Source organism: Mesorhizobium sp. 131-3-5 (assembly GCF_016756575.1).
GTDB classification, from domain to species: Bacteria; Pseudomonadota; Alphaproteobacteria; order Rhizobiales; family Rhizobiaceae; genus Mesorhizobium; species Mesorhizobium jarvisii.
Genome location: NZ_AP023254.1, coordinates 2,626,024 through 2,643,394, shown reverse-complemented (window position 1 = coordinate 2,643,394; position 17,371 = coordinate 2,626,024). Strand labels below are relative to the sequence as shown.

The 17,371-nt window shown below is 63.0% G+C and carries 17 protein-coding genes; 11 read left to right on the top strand and 6 right to left on the bottom strand.

Going from position 1 to position 17,371, the window contains the following annotated elements:
• Window positions 1-107 precede the first annotated feature (107 nt).
• The 5 genes from JG747_RS12845 to JG747_RS12825 all read left to right on the top strand — a co-directional run bounded on the left by JG747_RS12845 (window position 108) and on the right by JG747_RS12825 (window position 4,762).
• Window positions 108-1,064, top strand: coding sequence for a rhizopine catabolism ABC transporter substrate-binding protein (locus JG747_RS12845; protein WP_019860460.1), 957 nt, complete (start codon window positions 108-110; stop codon window positions 1,062-1,064).
• 155 nt (window positions 1,065-1,219) lie between these two features.
• Window positions 1,220-2,317 carry an ABC transporter permease gene (locus JG747_RS12840; protein ID WP_019860461.1) on the top strand — a complete coding sequence of 366 codons (1,098 nt, stop codon included), beginning with the start codon at window positions 1,220-1,222 and terminating at the stop codon, window positions 2,315-2,317.
• Window positions 2,317-3,111 carry an ATP-binding cassette domain-containing protein gene (locus JG747_RS12835; RefSeq protein ID WP_202361899.1) on the top strand — a complete coding sequence of 265 codons (795 nt, stop codon included), beginning with the start codon at window positions 2,317-2,319 and terminating at the stop codon, window positions 3,109-3,111. The genes JG747_RS12840 and JG747_RS12835 overlap by 1 nt, the downstream gene beginning before the upstream one ends.
• Window positions 3,112-3,225: 114 nt before the next feature.
• On the top strand, window positions 3,226-3,459 hold the full coding sequence (locus JG747_RS12830; protein ID WP_027047260.1) for a hypothetical protein: 234 nt from the start codon (window positions 3,226-3,228) through the stop codon (window positions 3,457-3,459).
• 136 nt (window positions 3,460-3,595) lie between these two features.
• Complete coding sequence (locus JG747_RS12825; protein WP_202361898.1) at window positions 3,596-4,762, top strand: extracellular catalytic domain type 1 short-chain-length polyhydroxyalkanoate depolymerase; 1,167 nt, start codon at window positions 3,596-3,598, stop codon at window positions 4,760-4,762.
• Between the two features lie 53 nt (window positions 4,763-4,815).
• On the opposite strand, the gene JG747_RS12820 is transcribed toward JG747_RS12825, so the two are convergent.
• Both JG747_RS12820 and JG747_RS12815 read right to left on the bottom strand, forming a co-directional pair.
• Complete coding sequence (locus tag JG747_RS12820) at window positions 4,816-5,418, bottom strand: general stress protein (RefSeq protein ID WP_019860465.1); 603 nt, start codon at window positions 5,416-5,418, stop codon at window positions 4,816-4,818.
• Between the two features lie 25 nt (window positions 5,419-5,443).
• The gene (locus tag JG747_RS12815; protein WP_038648856.1) at window positions 5,444-6,193 is read right to left on the bottom strand and encodes a DUF4142 domain-containing protein; all 750 of its coding nucleotides are present in this window, start codon (window positions 6,191-6,193) and stop codon (window positions 5,444-5,446) included.
• Between the two features lie 429 nt (window positions 6,194-6,622).
• Between JG747_RS12815 and JG747_RS12810 the strand changes: the two genes are divergently transcribed.
• Genes JG747_RS12810 through JG747_RS12800 form a run of 3 tightly spaced genes read left to right on the top strand, consistent with a single transcriptional unit; the run spans window position 6,623 to window position 10,735 of the window.
• Window positions 6,623-7,081, top strand: coding sequence for a (2Fe-2S)-binding protein (locus JG747_RS12810; protein WP_202361897.1), 459 nt, complete (start codon window positions 6,623-6,625; stop codon window positions 7,079-7,081).
• Between the two features lie 2 nt (window positions 7,082-7,083).
• Window positions 7,084-8,448: a c-type cytochrome gene (locus tag JG747_RS12805; protein WP_064980462.1), complete on the top strand. Its 1,365-nt coding sequence runs from the start codon at window positions 7,084-7,086 to the stop codon at window positions 8,446-8,448.
• Window positions 8,441-10,735 carry a xanthine dehydrogenase family protein molybdopterin-binding subunit gene (locus JG747_RS12800; RefSeq protein ID WP_202361896.1) on the top strand — a complete coding sequence of 765 codons (2,295 nt, stop codon included), beginning with the start codon at window positions 8,441-8,443 and terminating at the stop codon, window positions 10,733-10,735. Before JG747_RS12805 ends, JG747_RS12800 begins: the two co-directional genes overlap by 8 nt.
• A gap of 26 nt (window positions 10,736-10,761) precedes the next feature.
• Here the strand turns inward: JG747_RS12800 and JG747_RS12795 are convergent, their stop codons facing one another.
• Window positions 10,762-13,200 (bottom strand): GcvT family protein, encoded by a 2,439-nt coding sequence (locus tag JG747_RS12795; RefSeq protein WP_202361895.1) that lies wholly within the window; start codon window positions 13,198-13,200, stop codon window positions 10,762-10,764.
• A gap of 129 nt (window positions 13,201-13,329) precedes the next feature.
• Entirely contained in the window at window positions 13,330-13,620 is a 291-nt protein-coding gene (locus JG747_RS12790) for an HlyU family transcriptional regulator (RefSeq protein ID WP_019860471.1), read from the bottom strand.
• 367 nt (window positions 13,621-13,987) lie between these two features.
• Here JG747_RS12790 and JG747_RS12785 point away from each other — a divergent pair, with 367 nt between their 5' ends.
• On the top strand, window positions 13,988-14,641 hold the full coding sequence (locus JG747_RS12785) for a CmcI family methyltransferase (RefSeq protein WP_240564805.1): 654 nt from the start codon (window positions 13,988-13,990) through the stop codon (window positions 14,639-14,641).
• 6 nt (window positions 14,642-14,647) lie between these two features.
• Here the strand turns inward: JG747_RS12785 and JG747_RS12780 are convergent, their stop codons facing one another.
• On the bottom strand, window positions 14,648-15,424 hold the full coding sequence (locus JG747_RS12780) for a TylF/MycF/NovP-related O-methyltransferase (RefSeq protein WP_202361894.1): 777 nt from the start codon (window positions 15,422-15,424) through the stop codon (window positions 14,648-14,650).
• Between the two features lie 71 nt (window positions 15,425-15,495).
• Window positions 15,496-16,134, bottom strand: coding sequence for a TetR/AcrR family transcriptional regulator (locus JG747_RS12775; protein ID WP_038648867.1), 639 nt, complete (start codon window positions 16,132-16,134; stop codon window positions 15,496-15,498).
• Between the two features lie 179 nt (window positions 16,135-16,313).
• Between JG747_RS12775 and JG747_RS12770 the strand changes: the two genes are divergently transcribed.
• Together JG747_RS12770 and JG747_RS12765 are read left to right on the top strand one after the other, a co-directional pair.
• Complete coding sequence (locus tag JG747_RS12770) at window positions 16,314-16,991, top strand: PspA/IM30 family protein (protein ID WP_064980468.1); 678 nt, start codon at window positions 16,314-16,316, stop codon at window positions 16,989-16,991.
• Between the two features lie 61 nt (window positions 16,992-17,052).
• On the top strand, window positions 17,053-17,313 hold the full coding sequence (locus tag JG747_RS12765; protein WP_019860476.1) for a YiaA/YiaB family inner membrane protein: 261 nt from the start codon (window positions 17,053-17,055) through the stop codon (window positions 17,311-17,313).
• Window positions 17,314-17,371: the final 58 nt, after the last annotated feature.

Sequence of the window (17,371 nt, the reverse complement as noted above, 5' to 3'; positions counted from 1 at the left end):
AAAGCTGCCATTTGCAGGCCGGCATCAGCTGAATATCAACACAGCTTAAAGGGGCAACTGGACTGCCGACCGTAATTGCGGCGGCGGAAAACAAACAGGAGGTTGTTATGTCTGTGCTTGCGAAATTAATAAAGCCTGCGCTCGGCCTGCTGGCCGGCTTCACGATGATGGCGGCGGCCACGACCCTTGCGGCCGCCGACCAAACGCGGGTGGTGTTCGTCACCCATGGCCAGAGCGGCGATCCCTACTGGTCGGTCGTCAAGAACGGCATGGACGATGCCGCCAAGACGCTCGGCGTCAAGGCCGAATATCTGGCGCCCGAAACCTTCGACATGGCCAAGATGGGGCAAATGATCGACGCCATCGCGGCCTCGAAGCCCGACGGCTTGGTCGTCTCGATCCCCGACGCGGCCGCCCTTACAACTCCGGTCAAGAACGCCGTCGCCGCCGGCATCCCGGTGATCGTCATCGATTCCGGCGGCTCGAAGCTCACCCACGACCTTGGCGGCCTGCTGTTCATGGGGCAGGATGAATTCCAGGCGGGCGTCATGGCTGGCGAGCGCATCAAGGCGCTCGGCCTCACCAAGGCGGTCTGCGCCAACCACGAGGTCGGCAATTCGAGCCTCGACGACCGCTGCGCCGGCTTCGCCAAGGGTCTGGGCGTCGACGTGCCGGTGATGAACGGCGTCATCGACCCGACCGAAATGAAGAACCGCGTGATCGCCTACATGACCGCTCATGCCGATACACAATTCATCCTCGCCGTCGGCGCCAGCGGCGCCGAACCGACGCTGGCCGCGCTTGATGAATTGGGCCTGTCGGGCAAGGTGAAGACCGGCACGTTCGATCTTTCGCCCACGATCCTGCAGGCCGTCGTCGGCGGCAAGATGGAATGGGGCATCGACGCCCAGCAATATGCCATGGGCTATATCCCGGTCGCGATGTTCGATCTCTGGAAGAAGTACAAGATCATGCCGATCGCCGACTATCCGACCGGCCCAGGCTTCGTCACGAAGGACACCGCCGCCTCGGTCATCGAGCTGTCGAAACAAGGCAAGCGCTAACACAGACGGCCGGGTCCCGCCCCGGCCGTTTCATCAGAGCAATTCCAGGAAAAGTGTGAACGGTTTTCCGTCCGGAATTGCGTCAAGGCAAGGAGATAGTCCTGTTCGGCGTTTCCGTGAAACGGTGAACGGCTCTATGTGAAGGGCAAGCAGCCATGGTTTCAGAGATTCGCGACGAGCGGGTCCGGTCCGTCTCACGCCTCAGCCGCCTGCTGAGCAGGCCGGAGCTTGGCGCGGCCGCCGGCACCGTGCTGGTCTTCGTGTTCTTCGCCATCACGGCGGGAAACACGGGACTGTTCAGCGCCAAGGGCATCGTCAACTTCCTCGAAGTCTCGGCCCAGCTTGGCATTCTCGCCGCACCCGTGGCCTTGCTGATGATCGCCGGCGAGTTCGATCTGTCGGTCGGCTCGATGATCGGTTTTGCCGGCATCCTCATCGCCATCCCCGCCGTGTTCTGGGGCTGGCCGATCTGGCTTTCGCTGCTGTTCACCTTCGCCGTCTGCGGCGGCATTGGCGCTCTGAACGGACTCGCCGTCGTCAGGACCGGACTGCCCTCCTTCATCGTGACGCTTGGCAGCCTGTTCATGCTGCGCGGCCTCACTCTTGGCCTCACGCGCGGCATTTCAGGGCGGACCCAGGTGTCGGGCGTGCACGAGCTGGCGCAGAACGATCCGCTCAACAGCCTGTTCTCTGGCCAGGTATTCTCAGGCCTGATCGCCTGGTTGGCCGACCTCGGCCTGATCGGCAAGCGGGCGGACGGAATGCCGTCGATATCAGGCATTCCGGTGTCGATCGTGTGGTGGATCGTGCTGACACTGGCCTGCACCTGGCTCTTGACGCGGAGCCGCTTCGGCAACTGGATTTTCGCCGCCGGCGGCGAAGCCAATGCCGCGCGCAATCTCGGCGTGCCGGTGGCGCGCACCAAGATCACGCTGTTCGTCATGACGGCACTCGCGGCCGCCCTGTTCGCGGCGATCCAGGTGCTGGTCACCGGCTCCGCCGACACGCTGCGCGGCACGCAAAAGGAATTCGAGGCCATCATCGCCGTCGTCATCGGCGGCACGCTGCTCACCGGTGGCTACGGGTCAGCCATCGGCGCCATGTTCGGCGCCCTCATCTTCGGCGTGGTTCAGATGGGCATCTTCTACACCGGCATCGACACCGACTGGTTCAAGCTGTTCATGGGCGCCATGATGGTCATCGCGGTACTGTTCAACAGCTATGTGCGCAACCGCGCCATGAGGAGCCGGTGATGGCCGAGCCCTATGTCGAACTGAAATCGGTCAGCAAATATTTCGGCTCAGTTGTGGCGCTGAAGGACGTGTCCTTCGATGTCTGCCCCGGCGAGGTGCATTGCCTGCTCGGCGACAATGGCGCCGGCAAGTCGACGCTGATCAAGACCCTGTCGGGCGTCTACACGCCGGACGAAGGCGAAATCCGCGTGCAGGGCAAGCCGACGCGGTTCGCCTCGCCCGCCGATACGCGCGACAGCGGCATCGCGACCGTCTACCAGGACTTGGCGCTGGTGCCGCTGATGAGCGTGGCGCGCAACTTCTTCCTCGGGCGCGAGCCGATGCGCAAATTCGGGCCGATCAGCCAGTTCGACGCCGAATTCGCCAACCGCACCGCCTATGACGAAATGTCGGCGATGGGCATCCAACTGCGCGACCCCGAACAGCCGGTCGGCACGCTGTCGGGCGGTGAACGGCAATGCCTGGCTATAGCGCGCGCCGTCTATTTCGGCGCCAAGGTGCTGATCCTGGACGAGCCGACCTCGGCGCTAGGTGTCCACCAGGCATCGGTGGTGCTGAAGCTCATCGTGCAGTCCAAGGCGCGCGGCATCGGCGTCATCTTCATTTCCCACAACGTCCATCACGCCTATGTCGTCGGCGACCGCTTCACGCTGTTGAAGCGAGGTCGGAGCACCGGCACCTACGCCAAGGGCGAAATCACCCGCGACCAGTTGCTCAACCTGATGGCAGGCGGCAAGGAACTGGTGGATCTGGAGCAGGAACTGGCGAAGTCGGCCAAGAACAGCCCGGCCTAGGGCGCGGCGCCGATCGGATCCCTGTGGCTGACCAGTCTGGCCGCTACGCATCGGTATCGGCGGCGCCGCGAATCTGTGCTAAGCCGCCGCCCAATCAACAAGAGGACGACAGCTGTGAGCGAACTGACCGTGGCCGAGGCGACCGAGAATATCTATGCATCGCTTCGGGCGGACAATGCCGACATCGACGCACATATCGCGACACTCAAGGCCGCGCTGACACGCGAGGGGATGAAACAGGCTGTGTTCGATCCGGCCAAGTTGGCGCAAAACAACCGCTCGGGCCGCAAATTGATGCAGGCCTATTTTCGCCAGCGCGGCGTGAGCGTGAGTTTTTCGGACCAGTAGAATCGGAACGGCCTCGAACGGAGCATCCGCCTCTCACCTACCCCTGCGTAAGCTTGTTATTGTGCAGTGCAGCAGCGATGTTGCTGCAAGTGCATTGTGCTCGGGCTTCCGCCACTCCGGCGGCTAGGATTTCGATTTGCGGAATATCTCAGATACGATCTTTCGCCTTTCGGCCATGCGAGGCAGGACGGCATTTTCCCAACAAAACCACCCCGACAGTCTGTCCGATCTCGCCGAGTTCGGATCCAATCCGGGTGCCCTGCGGGCGCGTTTGTACGCACCCGAGGACTTGCCGAGGGGAGCAGCCTTGGTTGTCGTCCTGCACGGCTGCACGCAGACCGCGGCGGGCTACGATCACAGCGCTGGCTGGTCGCGCCTGGCGGCCGAAGAAGGGTTTGCGGTGTTGTTCCCCGAACAGCAGCGAGCCAACAATGCCAATCTCTGCTTCAACTGGTTCGTGCCCGAAGATGTAACCCGCGATCGCGGTGAAGCGCTTTCCATCCGCCGGATGATCGAAGCCATGGTGACGAAGCATGGCCTGGACCGAGAGCGCATTTTCATCACCGGTCTTTCAGCGGGCGGCGCCATGGCAGCGGCAATGCTGGCAACCTATCCGGACGTGTTCGCCGGCGGCGCGATCATTGCGGGCCTTGCCTATGGCAGCGCATCGACGATTCCGGAAGCGTTCGATCGCATGCGCGGGCATGGTGGCCCGACTAAGTCGGAACTCCAGCGGCGCCTGGCGCAGGCGTCATCGCACGAAGGGCGTTGGCCGAAGATTTCGATCTGGCAGGGCACGGCCGATCGCACGGTGGCGCCGTCCAACGCGGATGCCCTTGTCGCCCAATGGCAAGGCGTTCACCGCGTCGATGCGGGCCATGGTCGAACGGAGACTGTCGACGGGCAAAGGCGACAGGTCTGGTGCGACGCCGATGGCAATGAGGTGATCGAAAAATACACCATTGCCGGCATGGGCCATGGCACCCCCTTGAACACGGTGGGACCGGACGGTTTGGGCCACGCAGCGCCGTTCATGCTGGATGTTGGAATATCGTCGACGAGACGCATGGCGGCTTTTTGGAATCTCGCAGGCGCCGATGCCCGAAGCGAGGCGACGGTTGACGCTACGGCGACGCATCCCACGGCGGCTGCGGCCTTGCGCACCTATGTTGCGCCGGAAAGGCCGAGGCCAGCGCGTGTGGAACCTGTCGAACAACCGGAGGCCGATGGTTCACGCGCTTCTGCTACAGGCGTTGGCAAGGTCATTGAAGATGCGCTTCGTGCGGCCGGCTTGATGCGCTGACCCAAGCTTCGGCAGAAAGGCCCCGCCGCCTTTCGGCAGCGAGGCCCTGTCGATCAAACTCGGTTCACGTCGCGAGCGCCGTCGCGGCCGATTTCATTCGAGCGGTAATTCTCCGCGTCCGGATCGAAGCCGGTCCAACCGTCGGCCTGGTATTCGCCACGCCGTTCCTGGAGATTGACGGACTTAGCCTGGCCCAGGATCCTTTCGGCCGCCGGCACCAGCTGATCATCGACCCTGGCAGTGACCAGCGTGCCGCCGCGACGCACGCCCTCGGCGTAGACGTGGGCATCATTCTCGGGGATACCGGAATCGGTGAGCGCCCCGACGATGCCGCCAGCCGCGCCGCCAACCACCGCGCCGCCAACGGCTCCAACCGCAGTGGCAGCCAACCATCCGGCAGCCACCACGGGACCAACGCCGGGAATAGCCATCAGGCCAAGTCCGGCGAGCAGTCCACCGGCACCGCCGATCGCTGCTCCCAGTCCTGCGCCGCCGGCGGCGTCATCCGCGGCCTTGGAGCCGTCATCGTCGTGCTGATTGTCGGCATTGCTGGAAACAATGCTGATATCGTCATGCGGCACACCGCTGGCTTCCAATTCACCGACGGCGTCGGAAGCATCGTCATAATTGTCGAACAGTCCGGTTACGGTCTTCATGATTTCGATCTCCTGGATCTTAGTTTCAGTTGGTGCCGGCAACGACGTTGCCCTTGTAGTCCAGCGCCACGGTGGTGTTCTTGCCGTCCTTGTTGGCCTGGCCACGCCAGATGCCCTGGTCGTCCTTGGTCAGCTTTGACACATCGGCGAAACCGGCATCCTGGATGCGGCCCTTCGCCTGGTCTTCGGTGAAGCTGTTCGCACCGGGAAGCGGAGGAGCTTGCTCGGGCTTGTCACCAACCGTGACCTTTGGCGTCTGCGAGCTTGACGACTGGGTGCCCATGGTCGCCGCGATCTTTTCGATCATCTCCTGGTGCATCTTGAGCGTCGGCACGGTCTGCTGGGCGAATGTCTTCAGCTCGACGTTGTCGCCGTCCTTGGCGTAACTCTCGAACAGCTTGACGGCATCGGCATGCGCGTCGCGCTGCATCTGCACATAGGGGCCGTCGATCGGATCCTTGCCGTTCTGCAGAGTGTCGACGTCACCCTTGTGCTTGGCATCCAGCTCCTTCGGAACCGTCAGCTTCTGCTCGCCGGCGATTGTTTCCAACTTTGCGTTGGCGGTGCCGTGATCGTCGATCATCTTGCGGGCGAAATCCTTGACGCTCTTATCCTGCACCTTGCTTTCGGCAAGCTTGCTGGAATCGACCTCGAACATGCCGCCGGCCGCGGCCTTGTCGACGAAGTCCTGTGCGCTGTCGGCGGCAAGCGCGGGCAAGGCAAAAGCCATGGCTGTAGCTGTGGCCAGTGAGGCCAGAAGTAGGCGCGTTTTCATGGGAAGGATCCTTTCATGCACACATGTGCTGGGGACCTAACCTGCGCCAGTCAGCTTTGTTCCGGGCGACCGGAGATTATCCGGCGGTGGCCGGCTTTGGTTTTATCTAACGAGGGCGCGGGGCACTGAAATTGACGTGTGCGAAACTGGTTGGCGCACGATTTTTGCTAACGGTCCCCTTCTTGCATTGGTATCAGCTCTGGTGGGCCTGGAACGGGAACTGGCGAAGTGGGCCGGAGACGCGCGGCACGGGATAGCAAAAGAACCGCGGCTGACGAAGCCAACCCTCTGCTTCTGCTCGGCCGCCCGGCAGCGGCGATGCCGGAAATGTGTACGATCCGTTCCCTACTTGCCGGCCATCCCTCCCCTATCATTTTGACGAGCAAATCTGTCGTTCGATCGATTACGCCGTCAGCCAGGGATGGACACATGCTCACGCTTACAATCAACGGACAGTCGCGAGACGTCGATGTGCCGGAAGACATGCCGCTTCTGTGGGTGCTGCGCGACCATCTCAGCCTCGTCGGCACCAAATATGGCTGCGGCATCGCCCAATGCGGCGTGTGCACGGTGCATGTGGCCGGCAAGCCGGTGCGCTCCTGCCAGTTGACCGTCGGCGATGTCGGCACCCGCGCCATCGTCACGATAGAAGGGATCGGCAGCACGCCCAACGGCGCCAAGGTGCAGAAGGCCTGGATGGAAGCCGCGGTTCCCCAATGCGGCTATTGCCAGGCCGGCCAGATCATGTCGGCCACGGCGCTGCTGGACGCGAACCCGCAGCCCGACGATGCCGACATCGACGCCGCCATCGCGGGCAATCTCTGCCGCTGCGGGACCTATATCCGCATCCGCCGGGCCATCAAGAACGCCGCCGCCAAATCGGCCTGACCATGAAGAAAATCATCGGCATCGTCGTTGCGGTCATCGTCGTCGTCGCACTTGGTTTCGCGGGCTGGCTTTATCTCGGCCGCGATCCGATGTCCTTTGCCGGCGGCTCGACCGTGGCGTTGGCGGACTACCATGGCGCCGATGTCACCGGCGTCCCGGCTCAGCTTGCCAGCGCCGATCTGGTGAAGCGCGGCGAATATCTGACTCATGCGGCGGACTGCCAGGCCTGCCATACCGCTCCGGGCGGCGCGCCCTTTGCGGGCGGGTTCGCCTTCAACATGCCGTTCGGCACGATCTATTCGACCAACATCACGCCGGACAAGCAGACCGGCATCGGCAAGTATACTGACACCCAGTTTCTCGCGGCCGTGCACAAGGGCATTCGCGCCGACGGCGCGAAACTCTATCCCGCCATGCCCTACAGCTCCTACACCTACATGACGGATGCCGACGCGCTGGCCATCAAGGCCTATCTCTTCACGCTGGCGCCGGTGAATGCCCCGGCCAGGCAAAACCAGCTTTCCTGGCCCTTCAGCCAGCGCAGCCTGCTGGCGCTCTGGAACGTCATGTTCAATCCCGATGAACGCTTCCGCCCCAACACCAGTGAGAGCCCGCAATGGAACCGGGGCGCCTATCTTGCCGAAGCGATGGGCCATTGCGGCGACTGCCATACTCCGCGCAATTTGGCCTTTGCGCTGGACAATCATGGCAAATTCGCCGGCACCCTTACCGCCGGCTGGCGCGCTTACAACATCACCGGCGACAACGTTTCCGGCCTCGGCGACTGGAGCGACGAGGATCTCACTTCCTATCTGTCCACCGGTCATGCCAATGGTCATGGCGGCGCCGCCGGCCCGATGGGTGAAGCCGCCGACGACAGTCTGAGCTATCTCGTGCCGGACGACACCCGTGCCCTGGCGACCTATCTGCGCAGCATCCCCGCCCATGCGAGCGACCTGCCGCGCACCGTCACCACCGCAGCACCTGCCTCGTACAGGGAAGGCGTGGCGGCGGATGCCAATTCGCGGGGCGAAAAGATCTTCGCCGGCGCCTGCGCCTCCTGCCACGACTGGACCGGTGTCAGCCCGGTCACCGGCTTTGCCACGCTGACCGGCGTGCGCGCGGTGAACGACCCCAGCGCCACCAATGTGGCGCAGACCGTCATCAACGGCGTCAACCGCAAGACCACCGACGGCAGGATCTTCATGCCGGCCTTTGGCGCTGGCTATTCGGACGACGACATCGCGGCGGTGGCCAACTACGTCACCGCTCGGTTCGGCGCCAAAGGCGCTGACTTAACAGGCAAGGATGTGAGCGCTTTGCGACAGCAGGCGGCGCAGCAATCCAAGGAGGCACCCAATGGCTGACACACAGTTTGCCCAATCCGACGCCTACCTCTCGGCACTGATACGCGAGGTCCGTTCGGTGCCGCCAGCCGGGGTGTCGCTGACCATGGGACGGCGCACCTTCTTCAAGCTGGCCGGCGCAAGCGCCGCAGGGCTGGTGCTGGGGTTCCGTCTGGGAGGTACAGCGTTCGCCGCCGAAACGGCGAACGTCGATGAGCCTGATGGCAAGGACCAGGCGATGAACGCCTTCATCCGTATCGCTCCGGACAACACGATCACCATCTATTCCAAATGCCCGGAGATCGGCCAGGGCATCAAGACCTCTTTCGGCGTGATCATTGCCGACGAACTCGACGCCGACTGGAACCATGTCGTCATGGAACAGGCCGATATCAATCCCAAGGTCTATGGCAGCCAGGGCGCTGGCGGCTCGACCTCCATCCCGCATGCATGGGACCAGCTGCGCCAGGCCGGTGCCGGTGCCAAGGCGATGCTGGTCGCCGTGGCCGCCGGGCAATGGGCGGTGGATTCCTCGCAGATTACCGCCAGGGATTCCGTCTTGACCCATGCCGCCAGCGGCAGGTCCGCGACCTATGGGTCGCTTGCCGTCGCCGCCGCGAAAATGCCCGTGCCCGATCCCAAGAGCCTGAAGCTTAAGAGCCGCGCAGACTACCGCCTGATCGGCAAGCGCTATCGCGGCGTCGACGATCCCAAGGTGGTCAGCGGCCAGCCGTTGTTCGGTATCGATGTCCAGCTTCCCGGCATGGTCTATGCCACCTACACCAAATGTCCGGCTGCCGGCGGCAAGGTCAGGTCCTTCAATGCGAACGAGATCAAGGCCCTGCACGGCGTCCTCGACGCTTTCGCTGTGGACGGCACCGGCATGATGGTCGAAGTGATGCCGGGCGTCGCCATCATCGCCAGGGATACCTGGAGCGCGTTCCAGGCCAAGGACAAGCTTCAGGTGGATTGGGATCTGAGCGAAGCTTCAAGGGACTCAACGTCGCAATTCTCTGCCGAGGCCAGAAAGCAGGCGGCCAATTTCCCGCAAAAGCCCGACGACAACATCGGTGACGTCGACAAATCCTTCGCCAATGCCGCCAAGACCGTGGAGGCCTACTACGAATATCCCTTCGCCGCGCATGTGCCTCTGGAGCCGATGAACACCACCGCGCATTGGCATGACGGGGTGATGGAAATGTGGGTGCCCACCCAGCAACCCGATCGGGGCTTGCCGATAGTCGCCAAGGTGGCAGGCATTGCGCCGGAAAAAGTGGTGATGCACCAGACCCGGGTCGGTGGCGGTTTCGGGCGGCGGCTGGTCAACGACTATGCCTGCGAGGCAGCAGCCATCGCCAAAAGGGTCAAGGACCCGGTCAAGCTGCAGTGGACCCGGGAAGACGATTTCGCCCACGACTTCTACCGGCCCGCCGGTTACCACCAGTTCAAGGGCGCGATCGACAAGGGGGGCAGGCTCGACGCCTGGCAGGAACACTTCATCACCTTCACCGCCGACGGGAAGAAAGAGGCTTCAGGCGCCAACCTTACCGACAATCTGAGATACTCGATCAAGGCGCCGAACCTGCGCCGCGCCAAGACCATGTTCCCGCTGAGGATCCCCACCGGCGCCTGGCGCGCGCCGGGCGACAATGCCCAGGTCTTCGCCGCGCAAAGCTTCATGCATGAACTGTCGCTTGCATCGGGTCGCGACCATGTCGAATTCCTTCTCGACGCGGTGAACCGCGACGTGCCTGAACTGGTGCCCAAGGACAGAACCGTCAACTTCAGCCCCAGCCGGGCCACCGGCGTGATCAAGATGTGCGCCGACAAGGCTGGCTGGGGCAAGACGCTGCCGAAGGGCAGCGGACTGGGCCTGGCCTGGTGTTATTCCCATGCCGGCCATGTCGCGCAGGCGGTCGAACTCAGCGTGGACGCCAACAAGCGGATCAAGATCGCACGCATCCTGGTGGTGCTCGATGTCGGCCCGATCATCGACATGGCCGGATCCGAAGCCCAGGCGCAGGGCGCGTCGACCGACGCGCTCTCGACCGCCATGGGGCTCAAGATCAACATCGAAAATGGCCTGATACAGGAGCAGAACTACAACGCCTATCCGATCCTGCGCATGCCCTTCGCGCCGATGACCATCGATCCTTATTTCATCCAGTCGGACAATCCGCCGACCGGCATGGGCGAACCCGCCTTCCCGGCGCTGGCGCCAGCCCTTGGCAACGCCATCTTCGCCGCCACCGGAGAACGCGTGCGCCAGCTGCCATTGCGCGATCTGGGCTATTCGCTGGCGGTTTGAGGCATCAACGCTTCAGGGCGGGCGCGCTACATCCGCGCCCTGGCCGAGGTGGGATCATAGGGCGAATCCGCGATGACCTCAGCGGTCTTCCATTCTCCCAGGATCGCGACGTCGAGCCTCGTGCCGGGCGTGCCGAGACGTTCCGGCAGCAGCGCCAGCGCCACATCATGTCCGAGCGTGTAGCCATAGCCGCCCGACGTGATGCGCCCGACCAGCTCGCCGCCGATGTACAGACCTTCGGAAGCGAGCGTGCTGGCGCCGTCGGTCTCTATTCTGAGCGTCACCGATCTGCGCTGATCGTTCCTCGCCTTGTATTTCAGGACCGCGTCGCGGCCGACGAAATCGCCCTTGTCGAGACGGATGAAGCGTTCAAGCCCGCTCTCCAGCGCGTTGAGCTCGGGATTCATGTCGCGATACATGGCGCGGTAGGATTTCTCCAGCCGCAGCGATTCCAGCGCATGCAGGCCGACGAGGCGCATGCCATGTTTCTCGCCCTCTCCCAGCATCGCGTCGAGCAATTGCCGCTGGTAGGCCATGGGATGATAGAGTTCCCAGCCGAGCTCGCCTTCGTAGTTGACGCGCAACAGCCGCACGTCGCTGGCAAGCGCCACGCTGCCGCTCTTCACGCCGAACCAGGGAAAGCCCGCATTCGACAGGTCGATCTCGGTCAGCGGCTGTAGAACTTCGCGTGCCTTTGGCCCAACGACCGTGAAGCAGCCGCGCTCGTTGGTGACGTTCTTCAGGCTGACGCTGCCATCGGCGGGAAGCAGTTTTGTGAGATCGTCGAAATTCCAGCGCTCGGCGCGCGGCGTCGAAATCAGGTAGAAACTATCGTCGCTAAGCCGCGCCACCATATATTCCGCCTGCACGCCACCGGCGGCGGTGAGGTGATGCGCCAGAACGGCCCGTCCGGTCGCCGGCAACCGGTTGGCGAGAATCCTGTCGAGCCAGGCGGCCGCACCTGGCCCCGACACTTCGAACTTGGTCATCGGCGTCATCTCGACCAGGCCGACGGCGTTGCGCACGGCCTGCACCTCCTCGCCGACGAACACGCCCTTTTCGGTCCAGCGCCAGCTGTACTGGTCCTTGGCCTCGACGCCCTTGGGCGCGAACCAGTTGGGCATTTCCCAGCCGTTGAGCACGCCCCAGACCGCACCCAGTTCGGTCAGCCGCGCATAGGACGGTGCGGTCTTCTGCGGTCGGGCGGCGGGCATGTCCTGTCCCGGATATTTCTGCTCCGCATGCGTGCCCCAGGCCTCGCGCACCTTTTCGCGCGTCCAGGCCTTGTTGGCGTAGTCGCCGAAGCGGCGCGGATCGAGATCGGAGATGTCGAGGCTGTTGCCGCCCTCGACGATCCGCTCCGACAGATAATAACCGATCGTGCCGCCCCACAATATGCCGCCCGGCACGCCCTCGGCCAGCCAGACATTGGGCAGGCCCCAGGCCGGTCCCATCAGGGGAAGCTCATCCGCCGTCATCTGGAAGGGGCCACGGACATTGGCCTTGATCCCGGCGCGTCCCAGCGCCGGCACGAGCTGCGTTGCCTGCTCCCAGTTCCACGACACCGCCTCGAAATCCTCTTCGACGAGATCGGCGCCGAACCAGGCTGGAACGCCATCCTCGGCAAACAGCTTGAGGTGTTCGGTGCGCTCGTAGGGCCCGAACATGAAGCCGTCGCCCTCCTCGCGCAGATAGCCTTCGAAACCCTCGTCGCGCAGGATCGGCATTTCCGCGCGTCCCTGCTTTTTGCGCTCGACGATCTCCGGCACGGGCTCGGTGATCCAGTACTGGTGCAGGATCGGGATGGCGGGGATGTCGAGGCCGAGCAGCGCGCCGGTCTGGCGCGCGTAATTGCCGGTCGCGCAGACCACATGCTCGCAGATGATGTCGCCCTTGTTCGTCTGGACCCGCCATTCGCCGCCGGCGGTTCGCTGAAAGCCGGTGACCTCGGTGTTCAGATAAATCTTGGCGCCCAGATCCCGCGCGCCCTTGGCCATGGCATGGGTCACGTCGGCCGGCGCGATATGGCCGTCATCGGGATGATAGAGCGCGCCCAGCATCTGCTTGTTGTCGAGAAGCGGGCAGAGCGCCCTCGCCTCCGCCGGCGACAGCAAATGCGCCCGCATGCCCTGAACCTCGGCCACGCTCATATAGCTCTTGTATTCGTCGAGCCGGTCCCTGGAATTGGCAATGCGCAGCTGGCCGCATTTGTGCCAGCCGACCGGCTGCCCGGTCTCGGCCTCGAGCCCTTCATAGATCTCGATGGTCTTGTTGATCATCCGGCCAATATTGATGTTGCGGGCATAGGACGGGACGAGGCCGGCCGCATGCCAGGTCGAGCCGGCCGTCAGCTGCGTGCGTTCGAGCAGCGCGATGTCGGTCCAGCCGCGCTTCGCCAGACCGTAGAGGATGCCCGCGCCGACGCACCCGCCGCCAACAATCACCACCCGCGCATGTGTCTGCATCGACCCACCAAATCCCAGTCATTTCCCATCTGTAGCGTCGAAGCTACAGATGGCGAAAGACACTGTAACGTCTTCAAAAACTAGGGGTGATGATAAGCTGGATTTATGCTGGCGGCACGTGGCCGAGCCCTAGCCGAACATCCGCTCGCCCTGTTCATCGACCAGCTGGATGCCCTTCTTGATCGAGATGTCGACGGCGTCGTCGAGGCCGGCGAAGCGGTCGGCGCGGATGAATTTGTGCTCTTTCACCACGCCGTCGATCTCCTTGGAGACGATGCCGCACGTCTGGTACTGGCCATCGTTCTTGTAGGGCGTGGCGCTGATCAGGAAACCCTTGTGCTCGACCTGCTTGGCGGGTGCCGCACTCTTGGGCTCGGCCGCTTCACCGCCGCCGCCGAAAAGACGTTTCAAAAAAGACATCGCTCAAATCTCCTTGTTCGCCCTGCAATCGCGGCCTGCCCAGTTCGCGATTCACGGCGCTGTTGTTCCAGCATGCGCGAATGTGCCGCCGCGTTCCAGCCCCCTCTCACTGTTCCCCCCTGTCCTGGTGACCGGTGTGGGTTGCGGGGGGCGCATGGGAATTCAATCGCGATCGGCAATATACCGCTGCCTGCCATGAATGTCCTTGAATATGGGTGACGATATTTCGTACCAGTAAGCCGTTCATGGCCAACGAGTTTCTTCCGCAACTGCCTTCTGAACCGCCAATCGAAGAGTGTCCCGCTCACGCTTTTTCTCGGCGGCATACCGGATAATCGGGTTTGACGTCGGCTTGAAGGACAACCGTATGATTGAACGTCTTGCCATCGGAAGTGCATTGCTTGGTGCACCGCTTGCGCGCATTCAAGACGGCGCGATGCGCTACACTTACAAGGGCGTGCCCACCTACAAAAATCCATTCGATCTGGCGCTGTACCAAATGCTGCTTTGGCAGCAGAAGCCCCGGACATTGATCGAGATCGGCTCCAAATGGGGCGGCAGCGCGCTCTGGTTTGCCGATATCCTGCGCAGCTTCGGGGTCGACTGCGTCATTCACTCGATCGACATCACGCCGCCCTCGATCAGCGTGCCGGACGTGACGTTTCATCGTGGCGACGGTCGCAACCTGGCGGCAACCTTACCGGCGGATCTGATGGAGAACCTCCTCAGACCGATGTTCGTCATCGAGGACGCGGACCATCATTGCGAGACGACGCTCGCCGTGCTCCGCTTCTTCGATCGTTGGTTGGTTGCCGGAGAGTATATTGTCGTCGAGGACGGTATTGTCGACGATCTTTATGGCCCTGAATATGTCGCCAGGCTGATGGGCGGCCCGCGCCGTGCGGTCGAGCTGTTCTTGCGCGATCGTGGACAGGACTATGAAATCGATACCGGCCTTTGCGACCACTTCGGCACCAATGTGACGTGGAACGTCAACGGCTATCTCCGTCGCGTTCGCTAACAACTTTCATTCCTTGCGCCACCAGGATCCGGTCCAGTCGACCTCCTGCATCGGTGCCGTGATGCCGTGTCGATCGCGAAAATCGATCACCGCGCGTTGGCATGGATCGAGGGCGCGATCGTCGATGATGACAACACCGCCCCGGGACAATTTGGGGTAAAGGGAATTCAGCGCCACAATGGTCGACTCGTACAGATCGCCATCGAGCCGCAGCAGCGCGAACGGCCCGGCCGACAGCGACGGCAGCGTGTCGCTGAACATCCCTTCCACGAACACGACCTGCTCGTCGAGCAGCCCATAACGTGAGAAATTGTCCTTGACCGTCTCCAGCGAGACTGCCAGCTCCTTGAACACGTTAAGGTTCCATCCGGCATCCCGGGGATAGAGCTCTTCGTTTGGCGCCGGCAGGCCGGCGAATGAGTCCGCGACATAGACCTTGCGGTCATGGATCTGGTTCGCGGCAAGAACCCCGCGCATCAGGATGCAGCAGCCACCGCGCCAGACGCCCGTTTCGATGAAGTCGCCAACGATGCCGTCGTCCAGCACCTGCTGCGATAGATTGCGCAAGTTCTCGAGGCGAGCCTGGCCGACCATCGTGTGAGCTTGGGTTGGCCAATCCTTGCCGATCGCGCGGGTTTTCGAGTTGAACGGCTCGACCACCATCGGACGGACCCCCGGGTTGATGGCGGGATCCCGGTAAATGGTGTTGAGCAATATCCTGACCAGGAGATCAAGATATAATTCCCGCGCTGCTGGGGTAGAATCGTTGACTGTCGTCATCATCCGGCTCTTCATTGCCCCGCTCTGCCACGTTCGCGAATCCGAGCGACGCGTCAACCCTCGACGTCAAGCCACTACGCTGTTGTCCCAGCATGCGCGAATGCGCCGCCGTGCTCCAGCCCCCTGATGAAGACGGCGACCAGCAGCTCGATCTGCTGGTCGATCTCGTCGGCCTGCCGGCGAACGGACCTGCCGGCATAGCCGCTGGTGACGATGCCATGCACGCTTGACCACAATGTGCGGGCCGCGATCCGGCGCGTGTGGTCGTCGAGGTCGAAGTCGCCGCCGGCGAGCACGCCGGCGATGATCTCGAACAGCTGGTCGAGCCGCGCCTCATAGGCATCCGGCTCGGTCAGCGTCGGACGGCGCCTGTTGAAGGCGAGCAGCGCCGGCCAGCTGCCCGGATGCGCCTCGACGAAACGCACATAGGCGCTGGCCAGTGCCAGCAGGCGCTGGCGCACATCGGTGATGCCGCGCTGGGAAAGATCGGCCATCGCCGCCGCCCCTGCCGCGCCCAACCGTTCGAGTAGCCGCATGTTGACGGCACGATGCACCCCGTCGAGGTCGGAAAACAGATTGTAGACCGAGCCAACCGAAATGCCCGCCTGCTCGGCGATGGTCCTGGCCTTCAGATTGTCCATGCCGCCCTCGTTGAGCAGCACCTCGGCAATCGCCAGCACCCGCTCGCCTATTTCTTCCCTGTCCAGTGCCATGTTTGTCCTTATGGATGCCCTTGCCCTCGACCCGGGCTGTTCGAACCACGATCGCCCCTCCGTTTACCACATCCGGGATTTCGTGAACAGCGTTCAAAAATCCTCTTGAACAATGTTCATTTCCTGCTATGTTGGCTTCGTGAACATTGTTCACGGCAACACTCGAAGGGAGAAGACCCATGCTTAGCCTGATCAGAACATTGCTCGACGGCGCCAGCGCACGGGCCGAGGACGGCTTGAAGGATCGCTTCGCCATCGACCTTCTGGCGCAACGCATCCGCGACGCCGAGACGGGCCTTGCCGCCGCCAAGCAGACACTCGCCACGCTGATCGTTCGCCAGCGCGCCGAGCAGGCCGGTCTCGACCAGCTCGAACGACGCCACGCCGATCTCGAAAGCCGCACGCTCAGCGCGCTGGCCGCCGGCAACACCGGGCTTGCCGAAAGCGGTGCCGCCGCCATCGCCGAACTGGAGAATGAGCGCGAAGTCCGCCGCGCCACGGTGCAGAGCCTTGGCGAAAAGACGTTACGGATGCGCGTTTCGGTGGAGCGGGCGCATCGCCGCATCATCGACTTGAACCAGGGTATGATCTCGGCCCGCGCCATCGATGCCGAGCGCAAGGCGCAGTCACGCCTCGTCAGGTCGATCGGCCATTCGGCAAGCCTCAACGACGCCGAGGAATTGCTCGCCCGCATCAAGGCAGCCAGCGATCCGTTCGAGGAGGCAGGCATTCTCGACGAGATCGACGGCGAACTGCGTCACGAAGCGATCCGCGATCGCCTTGCCGATGCTGGACACGGTCCGGCGGTGAGGGTGCGCGCCAGGGACGTGCTCGAGCGCCTGAAGACCATCAACTGAAACCGGTCTTTGCAGACCTGACTCCATCAACCCAACACCATCGAACCCACGGACAACTCCAATGAACGCCAATCAGACCTACATCATGTTCAACACCGCCTCGGTCGGAGCCGCCTATTTCATGCTCGGCCTGTCGCTGTGGCTGGCGCCAGTCGACCTGTCGACCAAGGGCTACTGGGCCATGGGCATCCTTCTGCTCACGGGCAGCCTCGTGAACCTGGTCAAGTACCGCACCGATGAGCGCCTGTCGGCCGAGATGACCGCCAAGATCGAGAAGGCCCGCAACGAAAAGCTGATCAGCGAATATGTCGGCAAGGAATGATCCGCATCTGCGCTGACGCAAAAAAGCCCGGGTCGCCCCGGGCTTTTTTCATGCGTTT

Bases quoted from the DNA above. Each gene is read 5' to 3' on its own strand.
- JG747_RS12800 (WP_202361896.1), top strand. From the start codon at position 8,441: ATGGCTGACACACAGTTTGCCCAATCCGACGCCTACCTCTCGGCACTG.
- JG747_RS12790 (WP_019860471.1), bottom strand. From the start codon at position 13,620: ATGTCTTTTTTGAAACGTCTTTTCGGCGGCGGCGGTGAAGCGGCCGAG.
- JG747_RS12845 (WP_019860460.1), top strand. From the start codon at position 108: ATGTCTGTGCTTGCGAAATTAATAAAGCCTGCGCTCGGCCTGCTGGCC.
- JG747_RS12770 (WP_064980468.1), top strand. From the start codon at position 16,314: ATGCTTAGCCTGATCAGAACATTGCTCGACGGCGCCAGCGCACGGGCC.
- JG747_RS12820 (WP_019860465.1), bottom strand. From the start codon at position 5,418: ATGAAGACCGTAACCGGACTGTTCGACAATTATGACGATGCTTCCGAC.
- JG747_RS12795 (WP_202361895.1), bottom strand. From the start codon at position 13,200: ATGCAGACACATGCGCGGGTGGTGATTGTTGGCGGCGGGTGCGTCGGC.
- JG747_RS12840 (WP_019860461.1), top strand. From the start codon at position 1,220: ATGGTTTCAGAGATTCGCGACGAGCGGGTCCGGTCCGTCTCACGCCTC.
- JG747_RS12785 (WP_240564805.1), top strand. From the start codon at position 13,988: ATGATTGAACGTCTTGCCATCGGAAGTGCATTGCTTGGTGCACCGCTT.
- JG747_RS12765 (WP_019860476.1), top strand. From the start codon at position 17,053: ATGAACGCCAATCAGACCTACATCATGTTCAACACCGCCTCGGTCGGA.
- JG747_RS12835 (WP_202361899.1), top strand. From the start codon at position 2,317: ATGGCCGAGCCCTATGTCGAACTGAAATCGGTCAGCAAATATTTCGGC.
- JG747_RS12815 (WP_038648856.1), bottom strand. From the start codon at position 6,193: ATGAAAACGCGCCTACTTCTGGCCTCACTGGCCACAGCTACAGCCATG.
- JG747_RS12805 (WP_064980462.1), top strand. From the start codon at position 7,084: ATGAAGAAAATCATCGGCATCGTCGTTGCGGTCATCGTCGTCGTCGCA.
- JG747_RS12775 (WP_038648867.1), bottom strand. From the start codon at position 16,134: ATGGCACTGGACAGGGAAGAAATAGGCGAGCGGGTGCTGGCGATTGCC.
- JG747_RS12810 (WP_202361897.1), top strand. From the start codon at position 6,623: ATGCTCACGCTTACAATCAACGGACAGTCGCGAGACGTCGATGTGCCG.
- JG747_RS12780 (WP_202361894.1), bottom strand. From the start codon at position 15,424: ATGATGACGACAGTCAACGATTCTACCCCAGCAGCGCGGGAATTATAT.